General features: G+C 72.5%; 19 protein-coding genes and 1 tRNA gene. 9 read left to right on the top strand and 11 right to left on the bottom strand.

All coding sequences use genetic code 11. From position 1 onward, the window contains the following. Positions 1-84: 84 nt before the first annotated feature. Both OHA86_RS23675 and OHA86_RS23670 read right to left on the bottom strand, forming a co-directional pair. On the bottom strand, positions 85-1593 hold the full coding sequence (locus OHA86_RS23675; protein ID WP_329178293.1) for an MFS transporter: 1509 nt from the start codon (positions 1591-1593) through the stop codon (positions 85-87). 229 nt (positions 1594-1822) lie between these two features. Further along, a complete protein-coding gene (locus OHA86_RS23670) occupies positions 1823-2467 on the bottom strand; it encodes a TetR/AcrR family transcriptional regulator (protein ID WP_329182522.1) in 645 nt (214 codons plus the stop codon). A 234-nt stretch (positions 2468-2701) separates the two neighbouring features. Here OHA86_RS23670 and OHA86_RS23665 point away from each other — a divergent pair, with 234 nt between their 5' ends. Beyond that, a complete protein-coding gene (locus OHA86_RS23665; RefSeq protein ID WP_329178291.1) occupies positions 2702-3187 on the top strand; it encodes a MarR family winged helix-turn-helix transcriptional regulator in 486 nt (161 codons plus the stop codon). 74 nt (positions 3188-3261) lie between these two features. Here the strand turns inward: OHA86_RS23665 and OHA86_RS23660 are convergent, their stop codons facing one another. Together OHA86_RS23660 and OHA86_RS23655 are read right to left on the bottom strand one after the other, a co-directional pair. Further along, complete coding sequence (locus OHA86_RS23660; RefSeq protein ID WP_329178290.1) at positions 3262-4092, bottom strand: ABC transporter ATP-binding protein; 831 nt, start codon at positions 4090-4092, stop codon at positions 3262-3264. 75 nt (positions 4093-4167) lie between these two features. After that, positions 4168-5703, bottom strand: coding sequence for an MFS transporter (locus OHA86_RS23655; RefSeq protein WP_329178288.1), 1536 nt, complete (start codon positions 5701-5703; stop codon positions 4168-4170). Positions 5704-6129: 426 nt separating this feature from the next. Between OHA86_RS23655 and OHA86_RS23650 the strand changes: the two genes are divergently transcribed. Continuing rightward, a complete protein-coding gene (locus OHA86_RS23650) occupies positions 6130-7437 on the top strand; it encodes a hypothetical protein (protein ID WP_329178286.1) in 1308 nt (435 codons plus the stop codon). A gap of 15 nt (positions 7438-7452) precedes the next feature. Here the strand turns inward: OHA86_RS23650 and OHA86_RS23645 are convergent, their stop codons facing one another. The 3 genes from OHA86_RS23645 to OHA86_RS23635 all read right to left on the bottom strand — a co-directional run bounded on the left by OHA86_RS23645 (position 7453) and on the right by OHA86_RS23635 (position 9728). Beyond that, positions 7453-8091 carry an FMN reductase gene (locus OHA86_RS23645; protein ID WP_329178285.1) on the bottom strand — a complete coding sequence of 213 codons (639 nt, stop codon included), beginning with the start codon at positions 8089-8091 and terminating at the stop codon, positions 7453-7455. After that, entirely contained in the window at positions 8088-9179 is a 1092-nt protein-coding gene (locus OHA86_RS23640; protein ID WP_329178283.1) for an LLM class flavin-dependent oxidoreductase, read from the bottom strand. The genes OHA86_RS23645 and OHA86_RS23640 overlap by 4 nt, the downstream gene beginning before the upstream one ends. Positions 9180-9254: 75 nt before the next feature. Further along, positions 9255-9728 (bottom strand): hypothetical protein, encoded by a 474-nt coding sequence (locus OHA86_RS23635; protein ID WP_329178281.1) that lies wholly within the window; start codon positions 9726-9728, stop codon positions 9255-9257. A 240-nt stretch (positions 9729-9968) separates the two neighbouring features. On the opposite strand from OHA86_RS23635, the gene OHA86_RS23630 reads away from it, so the two are divergent. Then, a tRNA-Arg gene (locus tag OHA86_RS23630) sits at positions 9969-10041 on the top strand. An 86-nt stretch (positions 10042-10127) separates the two neighbouring features. Continuing rightward, positions 10128-11078 carry a pseudouridine synthase gene (locus OHA86_RS23625; RefSeq protein ID WP_329178280.1) on the top strand — a complete coding sequence of 317 codons (951 nt, stop codon included), beginning with the start codon at positions 10128-10130 and terminating at the stop codon, positions 11076-11078. Between the two features lie 7 nt (positions 11079-11085). Here the strand turns inward: OHA86_RS23625 and OHA86_RS23620 are convergent, their stop codons facing one another. Then, a complete protein-coding gene (locus tag OHA86_RS23620; protein ID WP_329178279.1) occupies positions 11086-11895 on the bottom strand; it encodes a VOC family protein in 810 nt (269 codons plus the stop codon). A gap of 241 nt (positions 11896-12136) precedes the next feature. Here OHA86_RS23620 and OHA86_RS23615 point away from each other — a divergent pair, with 241 nt between their 5' ends. Then, positions 12137-12340, top strand: a complete 204-nt coding sequence (locus OHA86_RS23615) for a hypothetical protein (protein WP_329178277.1) — start codon at positions 12137-12139, stop codon at positions 12338-12340. Positions 12341-12387: 47 nt separating this feature from the next. On the opposite strand, the gene panD is transcribed toward OHA86_RS23615, so the two are convergent. Further along, positions 12388-12816 carry an aspartate 1-decarboxylase gene (gene panD, locus OHA86_RS23610; protein WP_329178275.1) on the bottom strand — a complete coding sequence of 143 codons (429 nt, stop codon included), beginning with the start codon at positions 12814-12816 and terminating at the stop codon, positions 12388-12390. 286 nt (positions 12817-13102) lie between these two features. Next, positions 13103-15451, bottom strand: a complete 2349-nt coding sequence (locus tag OHA86_RS23605; RefSeq protein ID WP_329178273.1) for an FUSC family protein — start codon at positions 15449-15451, stop codon at positions 13103-13105. 102 nt (positions 15452-15553) lie between these two features. Between OHA86_RS23605 and OHA86_RS23600 the strand changes: the two genes are divergently transcribed. The 4 genes from OHA86_RS23600 to OHA86_RS23585 all read left to right on the top strand — a co-directional run bounded on the left by OHA86_RS23600 (position 15554) and on the right by OHA86_RS23585 (position 19901). Then, complete coding sequence (locus OHA86_RS23600; protein WP_329178271.1) at positions 15554-15988, top strand: MarR family winged helix-turn-helix transcriptional regulator; 435 nt, start codon at positions 15554-15556, stop codon at positions 15986-15988. 139 nt (positions 15989-16127) lie between these two features. Beyond that, positions 16128-16340 carry a heavy-metal-associated domain-containing protein gene (locus OHA86_RS23595; protein ID WP_329178269.1) on the top strand — a complete coding sequence of 71 codons (213 nt, stop codon included), beginning with the start codon at positions 16128-16130 and terminating at the stop codon, positions 16338-16340. Positions 16341-16382: 42 nt separating this feature from the next. Continuing rightward, positions 16383-18677: a heavy metal translocating P-type ATPase gene (locus tag OHA86_RS23590; RefSeq protein ID WP_443072008.1), complete on the top strand. Its 2295-nt coding sequence runs from the start codon at positions 16383-16385 to the stop codon at positions 18675-18677. A gap of 60 nt (positions 18678-18737) precedes the next feature. Then, a complete protein-coding gene (locus OHA86_RS23585) occupies positions 18738-19901 on the top strand; it encodes a winged helix DNA-binding domain-containing protein (RefSeq protein ID WP_329178266.1) in 1164 nt (387 codons plus the stop codon). A 234-nt stretch (positions 19902-20135) separates the two neighbouring features. Here OHA86_RS23585 and OHA86_RS23580 read toward each other — a convergent pair whose 3' ends face one another. Further along, on the bottom strand, positions 20136-21785 hold the full coding sequence (locus OHA86_RS23580; RefSeq protein ID WP_329178264.1) for a D-alanyl-D-alanine carboxypeptidase: 1650 nt from the start codon (positions 21783-21785) through the stop codon (positions 20136-20138). Positions 21786-22167: the final 382 nt, after the last annotated feature.

The raw sequence follows: 22167 nt of genomic DNA, 5'->3' as shown, positions 1-22167 counted from the left end.
GCAGGTCCCCACCCTTCCGAGTGAACGGAAGCGGCGGGGACCTGCCGTTGGTACGACGACCGGGCGGTCAGTACGACCGGTAGGTCAGTGTGCGATGACCGGGATCGCGAAGTCCTCGACCGAGGTGTCGCCGTCGACGCGCTCCGGGCCGCTCTGGACACCGGCGTCGACCAGGACGAAGGCGAGCACCGAGGCGAGCGCCAGGATTCCCGTCGCCCAGTAGATGGCGACGGAGTAGCCGTGCACCGCGGCCTGGTTGATGAACAGCTGCTGCTTGAGGTCGGCCTTCGAGGTGAGGTGCGAGGACACCCACGTCGCCGACGCGCTGGTGGCCAGCGTGTTCAGCAGGGCGGTGCCGATGGAACCGCCGACCTGCTGCGAGGTGTTGACCATGGCGGAGGCGACACCGGCGTCCTCCGGCCGCACCCCGTGGGTGGCCAGGCTCATCGCCGGCATGAAAGCCGTGCCCATGCCGAGGCCCATCAGGATCAGGCCCGGGAGCAGCACCGCCGCGTAGGACGAGTCCACCTTGATCTGCGCCAGGATGAGCATGCCGACGGCGGCGACCAGGAAGCCGGGAGCCATCAGCAGCCGCGGGCGGACCCGCAGCATCAGCCGGGTGCCGATCTGGGTGGAGCCCACGACCATGCCGCCGACCATGGGCAGGAAGGCGAAGCCCGACTTGATCGCCGAGTAGCCCATCACCTGCTGCAGGTAGTAGGTCAGGAACAGGAACAGGCCGAACATGCCGATGATGGCCAGGCCCAGCGACAGGTAGACACCGCCGCGATTGCGGTCGGTCACGACGCGCAGCGGCAGCAGCGGCGCCTTGACACGGCCCTCGACGACCACGAAAGCCACCAGCAGGACCGCGGAGGCCACGAACAGGCCGAGGGTGACGCTGGCCGTCCAGCCGTCGGTCTCGGCGCGACTGAAGCCGTACACGAGGGAGACGAGGCCGGTGCTGGCCAGGATCACGCCGGGGATGTCCAGGCGGTTGCGATTGTGGCCCTCGGCGGGCTCGCGGATGACCGTGATCGCACCGATGACGGCGACGACGGCGAAGAGGATGTTCACGAAAAGCGCCCAGCGCCAGTTCAGCGCCTGGGTGAGCACGCCCCCGAGGATCAGGCCGACGGCGGCGCCGGCGCCGGCGATGGCGCCGTAGATACCGAAGGCCTTGGCGCGCTCCTTGGCGTCGGTGAACATCACCGCGAGCAGCGACAGCGCGGCAGGCGCGAGGAGGGCTCCGAAGACGCCCTGGAGGGCGCGGGCGCCCAGCAGCATGGAGGTATTGACCGCTGCGCCGCCTACTGCGGAGGCGGCGGCGAAACCGAGCAGGCCGACGATGAAGGTGTTCCTGCGTCCCCACAGGTCGGACACCCGGCCGCCGAAGAGCAGCAGGCCACCGAAGGCAAGGGTGTAAGCGGTGATGACCCACTGCTTGTTGCCGTCGGAGATCCCGAGGTCGGCCTGGGCGGACGGCAGTGCAATGTTCACGACGGTCGCGTCGAGCACGACCATCAACTGGGCTATCGCGATGAAACTCAGCGCTGTCCAGCGCTTCGGATCCGGCAGACGTGTTTCAGGCATTACTGGTCTCACTATGGGGTGCGGAGTGACAGGACGTGGGGACGTGTGTCGGCGAATGGTCCGGCGCCGCATTGCCGCGGCGGATCGGGGGTCAGGGATCCTTGCCGGCCTTCGGGTGCGGGGTCCGGCTCTGCTCGGGCAGGACGAGCGGCCGGCTCGGGCTGCGCAAGCCCACGGACACGGCGAACTTGGCTACGCTATAACCCGACTGATGTGCTTTGCGAACGGTTTATGACTGACGGGCTTGCAGATCCTCCAGGGTCGCGGCATTCCCGGCGAGCACCGAGCGCGCGGGCGCGCGCAGGCCGTCGAGGAACAGTTGCAGGTGACGGTGGACGAAACGGTCGAAGCCCGCGCAGCAGGTGCCCGGAAGCGGCCGGGTGAGCTGGGTCACGGCCACCATCAGGTCACCGACGGCGATGTCGGTGCGCAGCTGGCCCGCGCCCTGAGCGCGTTCCATGATGGCGCCGATCGATCGTTGCATCTGTTCGACCTGGCTGACGACCGCGGGGTCCTGGCGGTCGAAAACGTCGGAGAGCAGAGGGCACACGGCGCCGATCCGCTCATCCGCCGCCTCGAAGACGAAACGGCTGAGCGCGGCGAACGCGTCCGGCTCCTGCACCAGTGCGTCCTCGGCTCGTTTCACTGTACGGGCCATCACTGACAAAGTGACCTGACGGATCAGTTCCGTACGGTCGCTGAAGTGCCGGTAGAGCGTGGCATTACCCACGCCCGCCCTGCGCGCCACTTCGTCGAGCGGGACGTCGGGGCCGAGTTCGACGATCGCCTCACGGGCCGCGGCGACGATGCGCTCCCGGTTCCGGGTGGCGTCCGCGCGCAGTCGCACGGCGCGCTGCGGAGCGGCGGTGTCCATGTCGAGCGGCACGGGCGGACTCCCTCCGGACTTGTGAGGCGGGTCGGACTGGGCGTGACCCGGACACGGAAGATCCATCCCCGCTTTCGGGTCACAAGAATAAACGGGGACCCGTTCCCCGGATATTTCGGGGTGCGCGCGTGTCCTGCGTCACAATTCCCGCAGGCGCCACGGTGCGGTCGGCGAGACGACGCAAGGCGGCAGTTTATTGAAGCTTCAAGAAGTGCACGTACCATGAACACCATGACATGGCTGACCGAAGACGAGCAGACGACCTGGCGGGCGTTCGTGCACGCCACAACGCTGCTCGAAGACCATCTCGACCGTCAGCTGCAGCGTGACGCCGGTATGCCGCACATGTACTACGCGCTGCTCAGCACACTGTCCGAGACACCCGGCCGCAAGATGCGGATGACCGAACTCGCCGAACAGGCAAAGATCACCCGGTCCCGGCTGTCGCACGCCGTCGCACGACTTGAGGGCAACGGCTGGGTGCGGCGGGAGAACTGCCCCACCGACCGGCGCGGCCAAGTGTGCGTACTGACCGACGCGGGCTATGCGGAGCTGGTGCGCACCGCGCCCGGCCATGTCGCCGCCGTACGTGCCGCGATCTTCGACCGGATCACCCCCGAGCAGAGCCGGCGGCTCGGGGAGATCTCGCGGATCATCGCCGAGGGCCTGCACCAGCCGGACGGCGCGGACGTGCCCTGGCTGCGCTGAAGGTTGCGCGGCGCGGTCAATACGACGCCGCGGAAGTCACCTGCGCGGCTGAGTGCACGGCCGGCGCCCGACGCTCACTGCGCTGGCGGCCGTACGCGTCCGGAACGTGCCAGCCACCGGCCCTCGTGCCGGCTCACCTCGATCGGCCGGCCGAAGCACCGCGTCATCCACGTACCGGTGAGCACCTGCTCCGCGGGGCCCGAGGTCAGGACCCGGCCCTCCTTGAGCAGCAGGACGTGGCCGATCGCCGGTGACAGCTCCTCCAGGTGGTGGGTGACGGTGATGGTGGCCAGTGCCGTCCTGGTCGTCGCGAGGCGGTGCAGGGCGTCGATCAGGTCCTCGCGCGAGGGGAGGTCGAGAGCGTTGAACGGCTCGTCGAGCAGCAGCAGCGAGGGGTCGGCCATCAGTGCCCGCGCCACCAGGATGCGGGCCCGCTGACCGCCGGAGCAGACGCCGTAGGCACGCTCGGCAAGGTCCTTGATCTCCAACTCCGCGAGGAGCGCGTCCGCGCGGTCGCGCACCTCGCTGTCGTACTTCCGCCACAGCGGCTGCACGGTGCCGGTGTGACCCGTGAGGACGACAGTGCGCGCCGTCGCGTCGAGCGGGACCTTCTGTGCGGAGGAGACCAGGCCGATGTGCGCGCGCAGTTCGCGCATGTCGACTCGGCCCAGGCGATGGCCGAGAACGTCGACCGTGCCGGTGGTCGGGTGCATCAGGGCGCCGATCAGGCGCAGGACCGTGGTCTTTCCCGCGCCGTTCGCGCCGAGCAGCGCCCAGTGCTGGCCCGCCCGCACGGTCCAGTTGATGTCGTCGAGGATGACCTGGCCAGTGGTGTAGCGGCGCACACTCGCGGCGTCCAGTTCGGCGACCGCGGTCGGCGCGGCACCTGTCGCATCGGCTGTCATGGCCGAACGGTAGCTGTATGCAGCAGCTTTATGACGGTGCCTTCCGCCATATGGATACGCCGTCGGCGCCGCCCGTCACAAAGCGGCCGGGGAAGGGCTCTCGTCCGGCGCGGTCTCGGCGACTCGCGGCGGTCCCGGCCGGAACAGCAGGAAGGTGACCACGAAGCCGAAGGCGAAGAACCCGGCCGACCACCAATAGGCGGTGGAATAGCTGTGCAGTTGCGCCTGCCCCGCCGCGGCCGGCGTCGGGCGGCGGCCGGACAGGTAGTGGGCGGCCGCGCTCGTGGCAAGGGTGTTGAGCAGTGAGGTGCCGACGGAGCCGCCGACCTGTTGGCTGGTGTTCACCATGGCCGAGGCGACGCCGGCGTCGTTCGGCTCGACACCTGCGGTGGCGAGGTTCATTGCCGTGGCGAAGATCAGACCGAGGCCCAGGCCCAGCAGGAGCAGCGGCGGCATCACGTGCGCCACATAGGTGCTGTTGCCGTCCAGCGCGGTCATCCACGCCATGGCGCCGCCGGCCAGCAGCATGCCGGTGGGCACGATCGGTTTGGCGCCGAATTTCGGCACCAGCACATTGGTCGTCGTCACCGATGTGATCACCAGCAGCGCCACCATGGGCAGGAAGGCGAGGCCGGTCTTGATCGGCGAGTACAGCAGCGTGCGCTGCAGGTAATACGTCAGGAAGAGGAACACACCGAACATGCCCGCGCCGGACAGGAACATCGCGATGAACGACGCACCGCGGTCCCGGTCGGCGACCACCCGCATCGGCAGCAGGGGGTGCTGGGCACGCCGCTGCCACCACACGAAGGCCACCAGCAGGACCACCCCGGCCAGCAGGAAGCCCCACGTACTGGTGGCGCCCCACTGGTGCCGCTGGGCGTTGGAGAAGCCGTAGACGATGCAGAAGAGGCCGCCGGAGACGAGGAGCGTGCCGGGGATGTCCAGGTGTGCGCGCCCGGGCGAGGTGCCGGAGCGCAGCAGCCGCATACCCCCGAGGAAGGCGATGACGGCGAAGAGCATGTTGACGTACAGGCACCAGCGCCAGTCGAGGTATTCGGTGAGGATGCCGCCGAGCAGCAGTCCGACCGCGGCGCCGGCGCCGGCGATGGCGCCGTAGATACCGAAGGCCTTGGCACGTTCCTTGGAGTCGGTGAACGTCGTGGTCAGCAGTGACAGCGCAGCGGGGGCGAGGACGGCGCCGAAGGCGCCTTGCAGGGCGCGGGCCATCACCAGGATCTCGAAGCTCGGCGCCGCGCCGCCGATCGCCGACGCCAGGGCGAAGCCGACCAGGCCGATCAGGAAGATCCTCTTGCGGCCGACGAGGTCGGCGAGCCGACCGCCGAACAGCAGCAGTGAACCGAAAGCCAGCGCATATGCGGTGATGACCCACTGGCGGTCGCCGTTGCTGAAGCCCAGGGCCTGCTGGGCGGAGGGCAGCGCGATGTTCACGATGGTCGCGTCCAGTACGACCATCAGCTGCGCAAGCCCGATCACGCACAGCACCCACCAGCGGTGCGCGGGAGGTTCGGAGAAGTCGTCCTGTCCGGGCGGCCGACCGGGTGCGCCGGCCCGGCCGGAGGCTGATGTCTCGGAGGAGCTTCGGGCCATGGCGTGAGTCTCCTTTGCGCTGACGCGCGTCCCCCCGGAATTTCCACGCTAAGTGCAGCCCAGCGACCCCGCCACGCGGGGCCGCGGCCCGGTGGGTGAGCGGCCGGCCCGGACGGCTCAGGGCAGGGAATCCACCGCGACCGCCATCGGACGACCGTCCCTGGTGGCGATGACGGCCACGGAGTGTGGTGCTGCACCTGCACAACGATCACTACCGCAGCGTCGAACCGGCTAACGCACCTCACCCGTTCGGCGTGACCCGATGAGCGGACCGCGGTCAGCCGGTGTAGTCCGCGGCCACCCGGGAGGGTGAGTGTCGCCGACACCCGTACGCAGCAGTTGCGCGCGCGGGTGCGGCCGCGGAGCCGTTGGCTGGCGGGGAGGCAGTGGCCGCGGCCCCCGGCCCGGCGGTGAGGGAGTACGCATATGGCGACAAGCGCTGACGGGCCGGCCGGAGGCGTTCCCGACTCGGTCGACGGGCCCATCAGCGCCGAAGAACGCTCCGAGTTGCTTGCACTGCGCAAACGTTTCCCGGCGCAACGACGGTGGCGGGCCGCCCTGTCCGCGCTGCTGATCACACTGGCCGCGGTGCTCGCCCCGCTCAGCGCCGTCGCCGTGTGGGTGACCGACGAGATGGCCGACACCGGCCGGTATGTCGCGACGGTGGCTCCGCTCGCCCGGGACCCCGACGTCAGGGACGCGGTGACCGATCGCGTGACCGACGCCGCCATGGCGAAGATCGACCTCGACTCGCTGCTGTCCGACGTGGCTCCCCGCGACCGGCCGCTGCTGGAGGACGCCCTCGGCAGTCTGCGCGGGCCGATCACCGGCGGTATCAGGGATGTCGTACGGCAGGCGGTGGCGAGCTTCGTGGCGAGCGATGCCTTCGCGTCGCTCTGGGAGCAGCTGAACCGTCAGGCGCATGCGGCGTTCACCGGCGCGCTGACGGGCGACAGCGACTCGGCGGTGCGGGTGCGGGGCGACGCTGTCGTGCTCGACCTTGCGCCGGTCGTCGCGCAGGTGAAGCAGCGGCTGCTGGACAGCGGCCTGAGCGCCGCGTCGCTCATCCCGGAGGTGCGAACCGACTTCACCCTTGTGAAGTCGCGGGATGTGCAGAAGGTGCGGACCGGCTTCCGGGCGCTGCAGATCGCCGGAAACTGGCTGCCGGTCGTCACGGTGCTCCTGGCGGTCGGCGGTGTACTGCTCGCCGCGCGCCGACGCCGCGCCCTGGCCGCGGCGGCACTGGGCATTGCCGCGGGCATGGCGGTGCTCGGGATCGGGCTCGCGGTCTTCCGCGTCATCTATCTGGATCATCTGCCCGCAGACACGAATGACGCGGCCGCCGGTGCGATCTATGACCAGATCGTACGTTTTCTGTGGGTGACCGTGCGGATGATGATCGCGTTGGGGGCCGTGGTCGCGGCCGGGGCGTGGCTGAGCGGTACCGGGCGCTGGGCAGTGCGCGTCACGACCGCGTGGGAGACGGCGATCGCCGCGGTGCGGCAGGCCATCGGGATCACGACGACCGGGCCGGTCGGGCCGTGGGTGCACCGCTACCGCCGCGCACTGCGGTGGGTGGTCGTCGCGGGCGCGGCGCTCGCACTGCTGCTGTGGCCCTATCCGACCGGCCTGGTCGTCATCTGGATCGCGGTTGTCGCGCTCGCCGCGCTCGCGGTCGTCGAATTCCTCGACGACCGGCGTCAACCGGGTGCCGCGGGGGTGAGTTCGGCGTAACCGCGTCCCCGCAACTCACCCTTTCGGGGTCAGGGCCGCGAGTTGCCGGTCGAACGGAATGAACGTTTCCTCCGGCTCCGGGCGGGACACTGGGCGGTCCGCGATCTGAGCGGCGAGTTCGGCGGCGGCGCGCTCGATGCGCGTCGCAAGGGTGTCGTCGCCCGCGGCGCCCCAGTCCTCGGTCGCCGCGTACACCGCTGTCGGCATGACGACCGCCCTGAGGTAGCTGAAGAGCGGGCGCATGGCGTGTTCCAGGACCAGGGAGTGGCGGGCGGTGCCGCCGGTTGCCGCGATCAGGACCGGAGTGCCCGCCAGAGCGCCTTTGTCGACAATGTCGAAGAAGGACTTGAACAGGCCGCTGTAGGAGCCGGTGAAGACCGGGGTGACCGCGATCAGGCCGTCGGCGGAGGTGGTGGCGTCGACGGCGTCGCGCAGCTGCGGGCCGGGGAAGCCGGTGACCATGTTCTGGGCGATGTCGTTGGCGAGGTCGCGCAGCTCGATGACCCTGACCTCGACATCGTCGAACGCGCCGGGATTGTCGACATTGCTGTCCGTGACCTGCCGCCGCGTCGCGGCGGCCAGGCGGTCGGCGAGCAGCCGGGTCGAGGAGGGCCGGCCGAGGCCCGCGGTGATCACGACAAGGCGCTTGGTCATGCGTCGACCTCCTGGGCGTCGCGCCGCGCGAGCAGCGTCTGGTGGGTGGGACCTTCCGGCACGTGCGCCGGGCGGCCCTTGGCGAATTCGCGGCGCAGAACGGGGACGACCTCCTCGCCGAGCAGGTCGAGCTGTTCCAGCACAGTGCTGAGCGGCAGCCCCGCGTGGTCCATCAGGAAGAGCTGTCGCTGGTAGTCGCCGAAGGACTCGCGGAAGGTCAGCGTCTTGTCGATGACCTCCTGCGGCGAGCCGACGGTCAGCGGCGTCTGTTCGGTGAAGTCCTCCAGGGACGGGCCGTGGCCGTAGACCGGCGCGTTGTCGAAATACGGCCGGAATTCGCGCACCGCGTCCTGCGAGTTCTTTCGCATGAACACCTGACCACCCAGTCCGACGATCGCCTGATCGGGCGAGCCGTGCCCGTAGTGCGCATAGCGTTCGCGGTACAACCCGATGAGCTTCTTGAAGTGCTCCTTCGGCCAGAAGATGTTGTTGGCGAAGAAGCCGTCGCCGTAGTACGCGGCCTGTTCGGCGATCTCCGGACTGCGGATGGAGCCGTGCCAGACGAAGGGCGGAACTCCGTCGAGCGGGCGCGGGGTGGAGGTGAAGGACTGCAGCGGTGTGCGGAACTTCCCGGCCCAGTCGACCGTGTCCTCCCGCCACAGTTTGTGCAGCAGGGCGTAGTTCTCGACGGCGAGCGGTATGCCCTGCCGGATGTCCTTGCCGAACCACGGGTAGACCGGACCGGTATTGCCGCGGCCCATCATCAGGTCGACGCGGCCGTCCGCCAGGTGCTGGAGCATCGCGAAGTCCTCCGCGATCTTGACCGGGTCGTTGGTGGTGATGAGCGTGGTGGACGTCGAGAGGATCAGACGATCGGTGCGCGCCGCGATGTAGCCGAGCATGGTGGTCGGCGAGGACGGCACGAACGGCGGGTTGTGGTGCTCACCCGTGGCGAACACGTCGAGCCCGACCTCCTCGGCCTTCTGCGCGATGGTGACCATCGCCTTGATCCGCTCGTGCTCGCTCGGCGTCCGTCCGTTCGTCGGGTCCGTGGTGACGTCGCCGACTGTGAAGATCCCGAACTGCATCTCACCCACCGTCCAATTGGTTGATTGTTCAACCACTCGAACAGAGGGGTGTCCCCGACTATTCCCGGACGCGTCTCACCTGCCCGTTCCCGCCCCGTCGGGCGGCGGCTCCGGTGCCGCGGCCGGGATGACCCGCGGGGGCACGGAGCCCGGGGCATGGAAGGTGACGGCGCCGAAGTTCTGGCCCTGGATCACCGGCCCGTGCTGGACGCCACCGCCGATGATGTTGTGCACGGTGACCGTCGTCCCGCGGGAAGCCGCCGGGTCCAGTTCCGCGAGCAGCAGGCGCAGCTCGTCCGCGGCCGCGGGGTCCGCCCGGAGCGTACGGCGCAGCCGCGCTCGCCACTCGGCCTCGACGTCGTCCGCCGCCCCGGCCGCGGACAGCTCCTGCCGGGACAGTTCCAGCTCCGCGTCCACCGGCCCGGCCTCGCCGCCGCGGGCGAAGAAACGCGCCAGCCGGCCACGTACCTGGGTCCAGGCGTCCGAGGCCATCAGTCCGACCAGCGTGGTCGCCCCCGACGCCGCCAGCGCCGTCAACTCCGCTTCCACCGCGCCCCCCTTCACGCCCACGGGCCGTACCGCCCGCGCATCGCCCCACGGTAGAGCCAACGGGCCGGCCACGCGGGCGCACGGCATCTGTTCCGGCCCGCAGACCCCCGGCACCTCCGCGCCACCCGTCCCCCATCCGCTACCCTGTCCTTGGCCACCGTTCAGCGGCAGGCCAGGCCCCTTGCCAACGGCCGGGCGGTGCCTGCTCGCAGGTGCTCGTCCAGGTCCTCCGCAAGCCCGGCCCCAGTAGCTCAGGGGATAGAGCACGGCTCTCCTAAAGCCGGTGTCGCAGGTTCGAATCCTGCCTGGGGCACGTAGACCTTCCTGTGTATGCCCGCCGGGCGGCGCGGATTGCGATCCGGCGCGGTCGGTGGGACGGGCGGAAGAGGTGCGGGAGGCGTGGCTCGCAGGGCAGGCCGCAGACCGCCGCCGTCGCCGCTGGCGCAGCGCGCGGGGGTGGATGCCGTACGGCTGAGGCTGCCCGGGGACGGGGCGGGGCGCTGGACGACCGTTCGTGAACATCTGCTTGAGCGCTTCGGTTCCGCGATCGGCGCCGACCGGGTGGAGGCGATGCTCGCCGAGGGGCGGTTCGTCACCGCGGACGGGCCGGTCGGCGTGGCGACGCCGTACGAGCCGGGCGGCTGGGTCTGGTTCCACCGCGACTGCGCGCCCGAGGCCGAGGTGCCGTACCCGGTGGACGTCGTACACCGCGACGAGCGCATCGTCGTCGCCGACAAGCCGCACTTCCTCGCCACCACGCCGCGCGGCCGGCACATCACGCAGACCGCCCTGACCCGGCTGCGGCGCGATCTCGGCCTGCCGCTGCTCTCCCCCGCCCACCGGCTGGACCGGCTGACCGCGGGGCTGGTGCTCTTCGTCGTACGGCCCGAGGACCGCGGCGCCTACCAGACGCTCTTCCGCGACCGGCGGGTCCGCAAGGAGTACGAGGGCGTCGCCCGATGCGACCCGGCGCTGCGGCTGCCGCTGACCGTACGCAGCCGGATCGTCAAGGAACGCGGGCGGATCGCGGCCGAGGAGCGGGCGGACGGGCCGCCGAACGCCGAGAGCCGAGTCGAGCTGCTCGCCCAACGCGGCGGGCTGGGCCGCTATCTGCTGCTGCCCGCGACCGGGCGCACCCATCAGCTGCGGCTGCACATGAACAGCCTGGGACTGCCGCTGCTGCACGACCCCGTCTATCCCCTGCTGCTGCCGGAGACCGCCGCGGACGACTGGTCGCGGCCGCTGCAACTGCTCGCGCGGGCGCTGGAATTCACCGACCCGCTGACCGGTCGGGCGGTCCGCTTCGAGAGCCGGCGGCGGCTGGCCGCGTGGCCCCGCGGCACGGACTGAGCGGCGGTCAGGACCCCGCATCCGCCGGGGCCTCGGGATCCGCCGCGCGCAGCAGCGCGAAGAACGCGCCCTCCGCGTCCCTGAGCAGCGCGAGCCTGCCGACACCCGCGAGGTCGGTGCCCGGCATCAGCACCGCGCCGCCGCCTGCGACGGCCTTGTCCACCGCCGCGTCCACGTCGGACACCGAGAAATACGGCTGCCAGTAACTCGTGCCCTCCGGCAGCACGTCCGTGCCGAGCTGCATGATGCCGCCGTGCGAGCCCTCCTGGCCGCCGCCGGACCGGGACGCCACCACATAGGAGCCGGCGTCGCCAGGCAGCGGCATGTCCTCGAAGTCCCAGTCGAAGACGGCGCCGTAGAACTGCTTGGCCCGCGCCGAATCCGTCGTGTACAGCTCCGTCCAGCACAGGCCTCCCGCGCCGACCTTGTCCAGGCCGACGACTGTCCCCGGCTCCCAGACGGCGAACTCGGCACCGTCCGGGTCCGTGTAACCCGCGAGCCTGCCCTGGTCCGCGACGGCCATCGGCGGGAAGCGGACGCCGCCGCCGGCCTGCTCGACGGCCTTGGTCGTCGCATCCGCGTCGGGCGTGTGGAAGTACACCGTCCAGGCGGGCTGGGCGTGCTCCTCCTGGAGCGGGCCGAGGGCGGCGACGGTCGCGCCGTCCTCCTGGAACATCCCGTAGCCCCCCATCTCCGACCCCGCCTGGCGGAACTGCCAGCCGAACAGGTCACCGTAGAAGGCGGCCGCCGCCGTCACGTCGCGGCTGCCCAGGTCCACCCAGTTGGGTGCGCCAGGCACGTAGTCATTGGTGAGCATGCTGGATACCTCCGTGGGCCGAGTGATCGGTGTGGCGATCGATCTGTCGGATTTGGACGCTGTGTCCTCTCTCACACTCAGCATGGCAGCAGGCGCCGACAATCGTCGTTTCCGCGCCCCGCGGGGCTGTCCTCGGCTGGTCAGAGGGGGTGGGCGGGGCACTGGCTGACCGTGGCGGGGCGGGTACGCGCGGTGCTCGGCGGATTCGGGATTGTCAGTGCCCCCGTCTAGGGTGGTTCACATGTACGGGGGAAGTCTCGATCAAGCGAACGCCGCTCTGCGCGCATATGTGCAGGAGCACGGCGACCGGCCGTGGACGGCCGAAGAGCTCGCGGAGCTGGCGCGGTTGCGCGCCCGCTGGACCTCTGCCGCACGCGGCGCCCGCGGTGGGATACGCCCGGTGTCCGGGCCCGTCATGGGCGCCGCGGTGATGACGGCGGCGTAGCCGACCTCGCGTTCGGTGCCGGGGCCCGTGTGGACCTTGGCGGTGGGTCAGACGGTTGCGCGGGCCGCCGCGTGCGGGGGGCGTACGGCGTCGGTGCCGGGGGCCGGTTCCGCGGTGTCGTCGCCCAGAGCGGTGATCCGGTTCGCGGCGTCGACATGGACCACGGACGGGCGCAGGGCGCGGGCCTCCGCGTCGTCGACCTGGGCGTAGCTGATCAGGATGACCAGGTCGCCGGGGTGCACGAGGTGCGCTGCCGCGCCGTTGATCCCGATCACCCCCGAGCCGCGCTCGCCCTCGATGACGTAGGTCTCCAGGCGGGCGCCGTTGGTGATGTCGACGATGTGGACGAGTTCACCCGGCAGCAGGTCGGCGGCGTCCATCAGGTCGGCGTCGACCGTTACGGAGCCGACGTAGTGCAGGTCCGCCTGGGTCACGGTGGCGCGGTGGATCTTGGACTTGAACATGGTGCGCAGCACGGTGCCGCCCTCCTGGTGAGCAGGTCGCGTCCCTCGCTCGGGTACGCGCCGACGTGACCAGGGTAGAGGTCCTGGTCGCGTCCACGTCGGGGGGTGGGGCGGGAGTGCGCAACATCTCAGGCGGGCCTGAGCACTCTGGCCGGGGGTCGGCCTCTCCCCGGGCGCGGGGTGGTGCGGTTCCCCTTCGGCAGGGGGTGCCCACCCAGGGGCGCGGTCCGTCCGCACACGGCGGTGCGTGGGCTGGCCGCACAGTTGCTCGCGCCCCTGCGGGGCGGGTGCGCAGGGGTCAGGCGGGGGCGGGGAGCTGGTGGTAGAGCTGGGTCAGAGCCGCGTTCAGGCGGTGGAGGCGGGGCGGGGGCGTGGTGGCCGGAGGGCGAGGGGGTTCGGCGTCCGGGCGGCGGCCTAGGCGGCGGCGGACCTGGCCGAGATTGCGGGCGGTCAGGACGAGGTGCGCGCGGGTCGCGGCGAGGTCGGACGGGGAGGTGGCGGCCAGCGCCCGGGCCTCGCGTACGCATACAGCCAGCGTCTCCGCCCAGTCAGCGGCGTGCGGTGCCGCGCCGGGGGCGGTGCGGCGGGCGAACAGGGCACGGTGGGCCCGCGCCGACGCGGCCGCCTCACTGAGGTCGCGGGCCGAGCGGTCCAGGGCGCGGGCCAGTTTCCGCAGCGCGGCCGGTTCCGGGTCGGGTTCGCGTGCCGCGGTGAGCAGGTCCTGCAGGACCTGGAGGGTGCGGGCGGCCCGCCCCCGCATCACCGTCTCCGTACGGAGCGGCAGCACGAAATACGCGGCCAGGATGCCGCATGCCGACCCGGCGAGGATGCCCTCCGGACGCTGGAGGAGAAGGGCCGTGCCCTGCTCGCCGTTCAGGGAGTAGAGCACGGCCAGCAGGCTGGTCACGCAGAACGCCCACACGGCGTAGCTCACTTCGCGCAGCCATATCCCGACGAAGAGGTAGCAGAAGATCACCGCGACGGCGGCGGGCGGTACGTCCGCCACCAGGTGGGCGACGAGGGTGCCCGTCACCGCGCCGGTGAAAGCCCCGGCCACGCGCAACCCGCTGCGATGTACCACGTCGCCCCGGGCGCGGGCAGCGCTGCACACGACGAAGGCCGTGATCACGGTCCACGTCCAGTGGTGCGGGAAGACCAGGTGCCCGGCGGCGAAAGCCGCGGCCATTGCGACGGTCAGCTGCGCGCTGAGTCGGGTGTGGGGTTGCAGGCCCTTCCTGGCCGGAGGGCGGGGCGGCTCCTGCGCCGGGTGTGCCCGCGCGGGGATGGCCCGTACGACTGCCGCCGCCGCTTCGACCTCGGCCAGGGCCTTGGTGAGGGGGTCGCCGGGCGCGGCGGCGTCCGGGCCGGGCGGAGGCTGGCCCGCAGACCGATCGGGCGCCCCTGCCGCCGCCAAGTGCGGCACACCCTGCCCGGGCACACCGCCCTCTGCAGGCAGCACCGGGACGCCCGACCCACCCGCACCCTCCCCCGCGGACCAGTCAGCCGCAGCGCCAGGACCGGGCGGGGCCTCGCTCGACCCCGCCGACCCCACGACGGCCCCCGTCCGCGCCGCCGCGTGCGGCACACCTGGCCCGGGCACACACTCCTCCGCTGACAGCACCGGCACGCCCGGCCGGCCCGTACCCTCCCCCGTGGACCGGCCAACCGCAGCGACGGAGCCGCCCGTCGCCGACCCGTCGCCCACCGCCGGACGCTGCACCCCCCGCCCGGGCGCACCCTCGCCCGCCGACCCGTCGCCCACCGCCGGACGCTGCACCCCCCGCTCAGGCGCACCGTCACCCGCCGACCGCGCGGGCGCCGCCGCATCGCTCAGGACCTCCGCGTGGAGGACCGCCGCGGACAGGGCCGCGAGGGGGGCGGTCGGGGGAAGGGCGGCGGCGTCGAGGCGGTCTTCCGCGGTCAGGGCGGCGCGGTGGAGGGCCAGGGCGGCACGGGCGTGGCGCGGGGTGCCCGGGGGGAGTGCGCGCAGGCGGCGGGCGGCGGGGATCAGGTCGAGGGCCGCCGCGGCGGCCTCGCGGGTCGGGCGGGCCGGGAGTACGGCCTGGGACAGCAGGACGCAGGCCACGGCGATCGCCCCGGCCGCGGCACCCCACAGCGGCCCGGTGGCCTTGGCGGCGCTCGGCGGTACCGGTACGACCATGACCGCGATGAGCGGGGTGAGGGCGAGCCGGCCGAAGCGCCGTACACGGCCGCCGAAACGCAGCAGGTAGCGTGACCCGCCGACCGCGGCGACGTACATTGCCGCGCCCAGCCAGGTGTGGTGCAGCATGAACCGCCCCACGAGGCCGGCCAGCAGGCCGATCGCGGGGACGTACAGCAGAGCGGAGAGCCGATGCGCGAGGCTGGTCGCGTGCAGAGTGCGCGAGACCATGACGGCGACGACGGTCGCGATCACGACGGCTCCGCCGGGCAGGTCCGCGGCTCTGACCATTGCCACGGATATCAGCAGGGCGGCGAGCGCCGCCAGGATCGTCCGGGCGGCAGTCCGCAGCAGGACCCGCCCGGGGTCGAGCAGCCGCAGCCGGTCTCGTACGGGCTGGCCTCTCCCGTCGCCGCCGGACCCTGGCACTCGGTGCGCACCGCGCAGCCGGTCTCGTACGGACTGCCCCATCCCCTCACCGTCCATTACGCCTGGCGTACGACCGTGCCGCCGGAAGGCCCGCCGTTATGCCAGAGAAGCATCTCCCACCGCCGCTGATAGTACGCCGAGCTTATGAAAATGGCCGCCATGTTTCCTCCCCCGCCCCAAGACCCGGCAGCGGTGCTGCGCCGTGCGGTGAACCGGCTCAGCCGCCGGATGCGTACCGAGCGGCCGCAGGACGGCCTGCCCAGCGGGCGTCTCGGCGTGCTCGCGCACCTCTACCGCTCGGGACCGAGCGCGCCCGGCGCCATTGCCGCGGCCCTGCACGTACAGCCGCAGTCGCTGACCCGGACGCTGGCCGCGCTGGCCGGGGACGGGATGGTGAGCAGGACCAGGGACGCGGCGGACGGCCGGAGCCATGTCATCGAGCTGACCGACCGCGGCTTCGCGGCGATGGCCCGTGACGTACGCCACGGCGACACATGGCTGCGGGAGCGGATGGACGCCGAGCTGAACGACACCGAGCGCGACGTACTGCGCCTGGCGGCGGCACTGCTGGACCGGCTGGCCGGGGACGAGTGACCCCGGGTCGGCGGCCGAGTGCGACACAGGTCACCCGATACCCCTGGGGGGTCCTCGGCAAAATACCCCTAGGGGGTATAGGCTGGTGAGCGGTGGAGACGGAACGAGCCGTCCCCGACCACGCGACGAGGAGCACACCATGAGCGATGTCGTCTACTCGGTGTCCGGAATGACCTGCGGCCACTGCGAATCCGCGGTCACCCAGGAGGTCACCGCCATCCCCGGCGTCACGTCCGTCAAGGCGGTCGCCTCGACCGGACTGCTGACCATCGGCTCCGACCAGCCGGTGGACGACGAGAAGGTACGGGCGGCGGTCGACGAGGCGGGCTACGAGCTCGTCGGGCGGGCCTGAGCCACACACCAGCGGGGGGAGCGGGGAGCAGCGATGAACGGCATGGACGTCCACCAGGACGGCAGCGGCACCAGCGGCAACGGCGGCGTCGCGCAGCCGGCCGGCCAGTGGGTCGAGCTGGAGATCGGCGGCATGACGTGCGCGTCCTGCGCCGCCAGGATCGAGAAGAAGCTCAACCGGATGGACGGCGTCACCGCCACGGTCAACTACGCGACCGAGAAGGCCAAGGTCGGCTACGACGACGGAATCGCGGTCGGCGACCTGATCGCGACGGTCGAGGCCACCGGCTACACCGCCGCGCTCCCCCCGCCGCCCGCCGCCACGCGGGCGCCGGACGCCGCCGCGCCGGCCGACACCGAACTGACCTCACTGCGGCAGCGCTTGACCACCGCCGTCGTGCTGGCCGTGCCGGTGATCGTGCTCGCGATGGTGCCGGCCCTGCAGTTCGACAACTGGCAGTGGCTGTCGCTGACCCTCGCCTCGCCGGTCGTCGTCTACGCCGGCTGGCCCTTCCACCGCGCCGCCTGGACGAATCTGCGGCACGGCGCCGCGACCATGGACACCCTGGTCTCGGTCGGCACGCTGGCCGCCTTCGGCTGGTCGCTGTGGGCGCTCTTCTTCGGCGACGCCGGGATGACCGGCATGACCGACGCCTTCCGGCTGACGGTGTCCCGTACGCAGGGCGGCAGCGAGATCTATCTGGAGGCGGCGGCCGGCGTCACGGCCTTCATCCTGGCCGGCCGCTACTTCGAGGCGCGTGCCAAGCGCCGGGCCGGCGCCGCCTTGCGCGCGCTGCTCGAACTCGGCGCCAAGGACGTCGCCGTGCTGCGCGGCGGCGGTGAAGTACGGATCCCGATCGGCGATCTGGCGGTCGGCGACCGCTTCGTCGTACGGCCGGGCGAGAAGATCGCCACCGACGGCCTGGTGCGGGACGGCACGTCGGCCGTCGACGCGTCGATGCTCACGGGCGAGTCGCTGCCGGTCGAGGTCGGCCCCGGCGACCGGGTCACCGGCGCCACCGTGAACGCCGGCGGGCGGCTGGTGGTCGAAGCCACCAGGATCGGCGCCGACACCCGACTCGCGCGGATGGCGAGCCTGGTGGAGGACGCGCAGAACGGCAAGGCCGCGGCCCAGCGGCTCGCCGACCGCATCTCCGGGGTCTTCGTGCCCACCGTCATCCTGCTCGCGCTCGGCACCCTGGTGGTCTGGCTGGCGCTCGGCGAGGGCGCGGAGGCGGCCTTCACCGCCGCCGTCGCCGTCCTCATCATCGCCTGCCCGTGCGCGCTCGGACTCGCGACGCCCACCGCGCTCATGGTCGGCACCGGGCGCGGCGCCCAGCTCGGCATCCTCATCAAGGGCCCCGAGGTGCTGGAGTCGACCCGGGCCGTCGACACGATCGTGCTCGACAAGACCGGTACGGTCACGACCGGTTCGATGACGCTGACCGGCGTGCTGGTGGCCGACGGCGTCGACGAAGGCGAGGCGCTGCGGCTCGCGGGCGCCCTGGAGCACGCCTCGGAGCACCCCATCGCACGGGCCGTCGCCGCCGGGGCCGCGGAGGCCGGCGCACTGCCCGACGTCGGGGACTTCACCAACCTGCCGGGCCTCGGCGTCCAGGGCGTCGTGGAGGGGCACACGGTGCTCGTCGGACGTGAGCAGCTGCTGTGCGACCGGTCGCAGCCGCTGCCGCCCGAGCTGGCCCGCGCCAAGGCCGCCGCGGAGGCCGGCGGCGGCACGGCGGTGGCCGTCGGCTGGGACGGCCGCGCCCGGGCGGTCCTCGTCGTGGCCGACGCCGTCAAGCCGGAGAGCGCGGAGGCCGTACGGCGGCTGCGCGGGCTCGGGCTGCGGCCGGTGCTGCTCACCGGGGACAACGCGGCCGTCGCCGCGGCGGTGGCCGCGGACATAGGCATCGCCGCGGAAGATGTCCACGCCGAAGTCCTTCCCGCGGACAAGGTCGCCGTCATCAGGCGGCTCCAGGCCGAGGGCCGCACCGTCGCCATGGTCGGCGACGGGGTCAATGACGCGGCTGCGCTCGCGCAGGCCGATCTCGGGCTCGCCATGGGCACGGGGACGGACGCGGCGATCGAGGCGGGCGACCTCACCCTCGTACGGGGAGACCTGCGGGTCGCCGCGGACGCGATCCGGCTGGCGCGGCGGACGCTGACCACGATCAAGTCGAACCTGTTCTGGGCGTTCGCGTACAACATCGCGGCATTGCCGCTGGCCGCCGCCGGGCTGCTCAATCCGATGATCGCGGGGGCCGCGATGGCCTTCTCGTCGGTCTTCGTCGTGGCCAACAGTCTGCGGCTGCGGACGTTCGCGCCGCTCGCGCGGTAGCGGTCGGCCCCGCAAGGCGCAGGGCACAGGGCACGAGCCACAGGGCGCCACGATAGGGGGATGGCAGAAGTGCGGCGGGTGTCGGTGGAGGCGCGCAGGGCGCGGCTGGTGGCGCGGCTCGGGGCACCGGCGGGCGGGGTCCGGGAGGTCGTGGAGCGGCTGGTGGCGGTGCACGCGACGGACCCGGCGACGGTGTATCTCGCCATCGCCGCGCGGCTCCCCGACCCGGGCGGCGCGGTCTCCGCCGTGGAGAGGGAGCTGTACGCGCGGCCTCCGGGGCTCACCCGGATGCTGGCGATGCGGCGGACCATGTTCGTGGTCACGCGCCCGTTCGCACCTGAGGTGTACGCCGCCGCCGGGCGCCGTATCGCCGTCAAGGAGCGCAAGGGCCTGCTCGGCCACCTCGCGGACGGTGGATGGGACGCCGCGTGGCTCATGGATGTCGAGGCGGAGGTCGCCGCGGCGCTGGCCGCCCACCCGGAGAGCAGCGGCGCCGAACTGTCCCGGCTCGTACCGCGGTTGCGCGAACAGGTCGTCGTCGCCCGCGGCAAACCGTACGAGGCGAAGCAGAACGTCGCGAGCCGGATCATCCGCACGATGGCCGCGGAGGGCCGGATCGAGCGGCGCCGGCCGGCCGGTTCCTGGACCAGCGGCCAATTCCGCTGGGCGACCGCGGAACCGCTGCCGGAGCTGCCCGCCGAGCCCGCGCGGGCCGCGCTCGCGAAGGCGTGGCTGGGGGCGTACGGACCCGGCAGCGAGGCCGACCTCGCGTGGTGGACGGGCTGGACGCGGGGCGAGACCCGCGAGGCGCTGGGCGCGGTCGGGGCCGAGGCGGTCGTGCTGGACGACGGCGCCACCGCTTACGTCCTCCCGGGCGACACCGGGCAGGACCCGGCGGAGGAGCCGCGGACGGCGCAGTTGCTGCCCGCGCTGGACCCGGCGGCGATGGGGTGGCGGGAGCGGGGCTGGTTCCTGCCGGAAGGGCACGCCGAACTCTTCGACAGGACCGGGAACATCGGGCCCACCGTGTGGTGGGGCGGCGAGGTCATCGGCGGCTGGGCGCAGTGGGGTGACGGGGCCGTCGTCTGGCAGCGGATCGCTGACCGCGGGGCGGAGGCGGAGGCCGCGGTCGGCGTTGCCGCCGAGCGACTCGGTGCGGTGCTGGGCGGCGTGCGGGTGACGCCGCGTTTCCGTACGCCGCTGGAGCGCCGCCTCTCCGCGTAGGCGGTTTCCCTGGCGCGGAGGGTCGCAGGGCCGTTTCACGGCGGCCGCGCCCGGCTACGACGGCGCAAGAGGCGACGGCCGCCGCAAAGGGCCACGGCAAGAGGCCATCGCAAGGGGCTGGCGTCCAGTTCGCGACGGGCCGCCCGGCGCGGCAAGTTCCCCGGCGCAAGTTCCGCGGCCGCAAGTTCCCGGGGCCGCCGGAAGGGGCGGCCCCGGGAGGAATCCGGCCGGCTGTCAGAAGTGCGTGAGCTTCGCCCCGAAGGACGGCTCCGCCAGATCCGACTTGAGGACGGCCGGGACAGTGGTCCTGGCCGACCCGGCACCGATGGTGAGCGTGCCCACCACGGCACCCGCCTTGGCACTGTGCGGCACCCCGGTGGCCGGCGTGCTGAGGGTGATCGTGGAGCGCAGGCCCGGCCAGCCGACCGCGGTGAGGTCGGCGGCGGCGACGACCGGGGTCGTACCGCCGAGGCCGTCGCGGACCTCGCCGACGACGTCGCCCTTCTTGACGACCGTCACGGACGTGAGTCCGCCCTGGACGGCCTCGATGAGCTGCTGGCTGCGGGTGAGCGCGGTCTGCAGGCTGTCGTTGACGGTGGTGCCGCCGTGCTGCTGGAGGACGACACCGAGGATCAGCTGGTCCTTGCCACCGACCTTCTTCTTCGCCGCCCACATCAGGGCGCCGCCCGCCGGGGTGCTCGACCCCGTCTTGATGCCGACGACGCCGGGCTTCACCAGGTCGTTGTTGTTGTTGTAGATCCGGCCGACACCGGGCACATCGACGTTGGGGAGCGCGACGACCGAGCGGAAGACCTCGTTCTTCATCACCTCGCGGGCCAGCTTGAGCTGGTCGACCGCGGTGCTGACGGTGGTCTCCTCGAAGCCGCTGGCCCCGGTGTAGGTGGTGTGGGTCATGCCGAGCCCCGCGGCGGCCGATGTCATCTTGGTGACGAAGGCCTGCTGCGTCCCCGCGTCCCAACGGGCCAGCAGTCGGGCGATGTTGTTGCCCGACGGGACCAGCAGCAGTTGCAGCAGCTGGCGTTCGGTGAACTTCTGGCCCGCCGACACATGGGCGGTCGACTCGTCGGCGGACGCGGACTCGTCGGCCGCCTGCTGGTCGACGGGGATCACCGGCCCGTTCTGCTTGCCGGTGAGCGGGTGGTCGCGCAGCACCACGTAGGCGGTCATCACCTTGGTCAGGCTGGCGATCGGCACCGGATTCTGGGCGCCGTGCACACCGAGCGAACCGAGGCCCTCGACCTCGGCGACGGACTGGCCCTCACCGGGCCACGGCATCGACCCGGGCAGCGAGGCGCCGGGGAAGGCGTACGAGGGCGCGGCGGTCAGCTGGAGGCCGGCGGCGGGCAGCGGGCGTACGGCCTGGACGATGACGAAGACCACCGCGAGCAGGATGACCAGCGGGGTCCAGATCTTGAACCGCCGGCCGACGGTGCGCAGCGCGGTCTGCCGGGGCGGCGGGGTGTTGGTGAGCTGGGCCAGCAGCTTGAGCGGGGTGGCCCCGGTGGTGCCGGACCCCGACCCGGACGGCGACAGCGACGGTACGGGCATGGCCCGCGTCCCTTCGGGCCCGACGATCTCGCCCTGGTCGAGGGCGGCGGCGGGCGGCAGGGGCGCGGAAGCGGCGGGCGGCGCGGAGGCCGCCGCGCCGGCCCAGCCGGGCGCCGCGCCGGCCGCGGGGCTCCCGGTACGGCCCACCGGGCGTTCGGCCGGGAGGTCGGAGATCAGGGGCCGCAGCAGCGACTTGCGGACCTCGGCGCGGTGCACACCGGTGTCCTCGTCCCCGGGGGGCGAGGCCGCGCCGGAGGGCGCCTGGGGGGCATCCGCCGGGGCGGCGTCCTCGGGGGCGTCCGCCGGAGACGCCACGGGTGCGTCCGAGGGGGTGCCCACGGGGGCGCCCTTGGCCGACGCCTTCTTCGAAGACGCCTCGGAAGCGCCCCCCGGCGCCTTCGGAGGGGCGTCTTTCGGCCCGTTCGCCGACCCTGGGCCGCCGCCCGGCGCCGATTCCGCTTCCGGGCCGGCCGCAGGGCCGGCCGCCGGAGCGTCCGTGACCGCCCCTGCCCCGGCCTGGCCCGCGGGCGCGTCCTGGGGCCCGTCCTCGGCGGCCGGCGCGCCTGCGGCGCCGGGAGCGTCCTGCAGGGCCGCCACGGCCCCGGAGGCGGCCTCTGCGCCGCCCCCGGCCGCCGTCCCGGAAAGCTCACCTCTACGGCCGCCCGCCGTCCGGGCGCCCGCTTCCGCCACCGGAGTG

This window comes from Streptomyces sp. NBC_01477 (assembly GCF_036227245.1).
Lineage (GTDB): Bacteria > Actinomycetota > Actinomycetes > Streptomycetales > Streptomycetaceae > Actinacidiphila.
The sequence above is the reverse complement of the archived record's forward strand: the minus strand, read 5'-3'. Positions and strand labels throughout refer to the sequence as shown.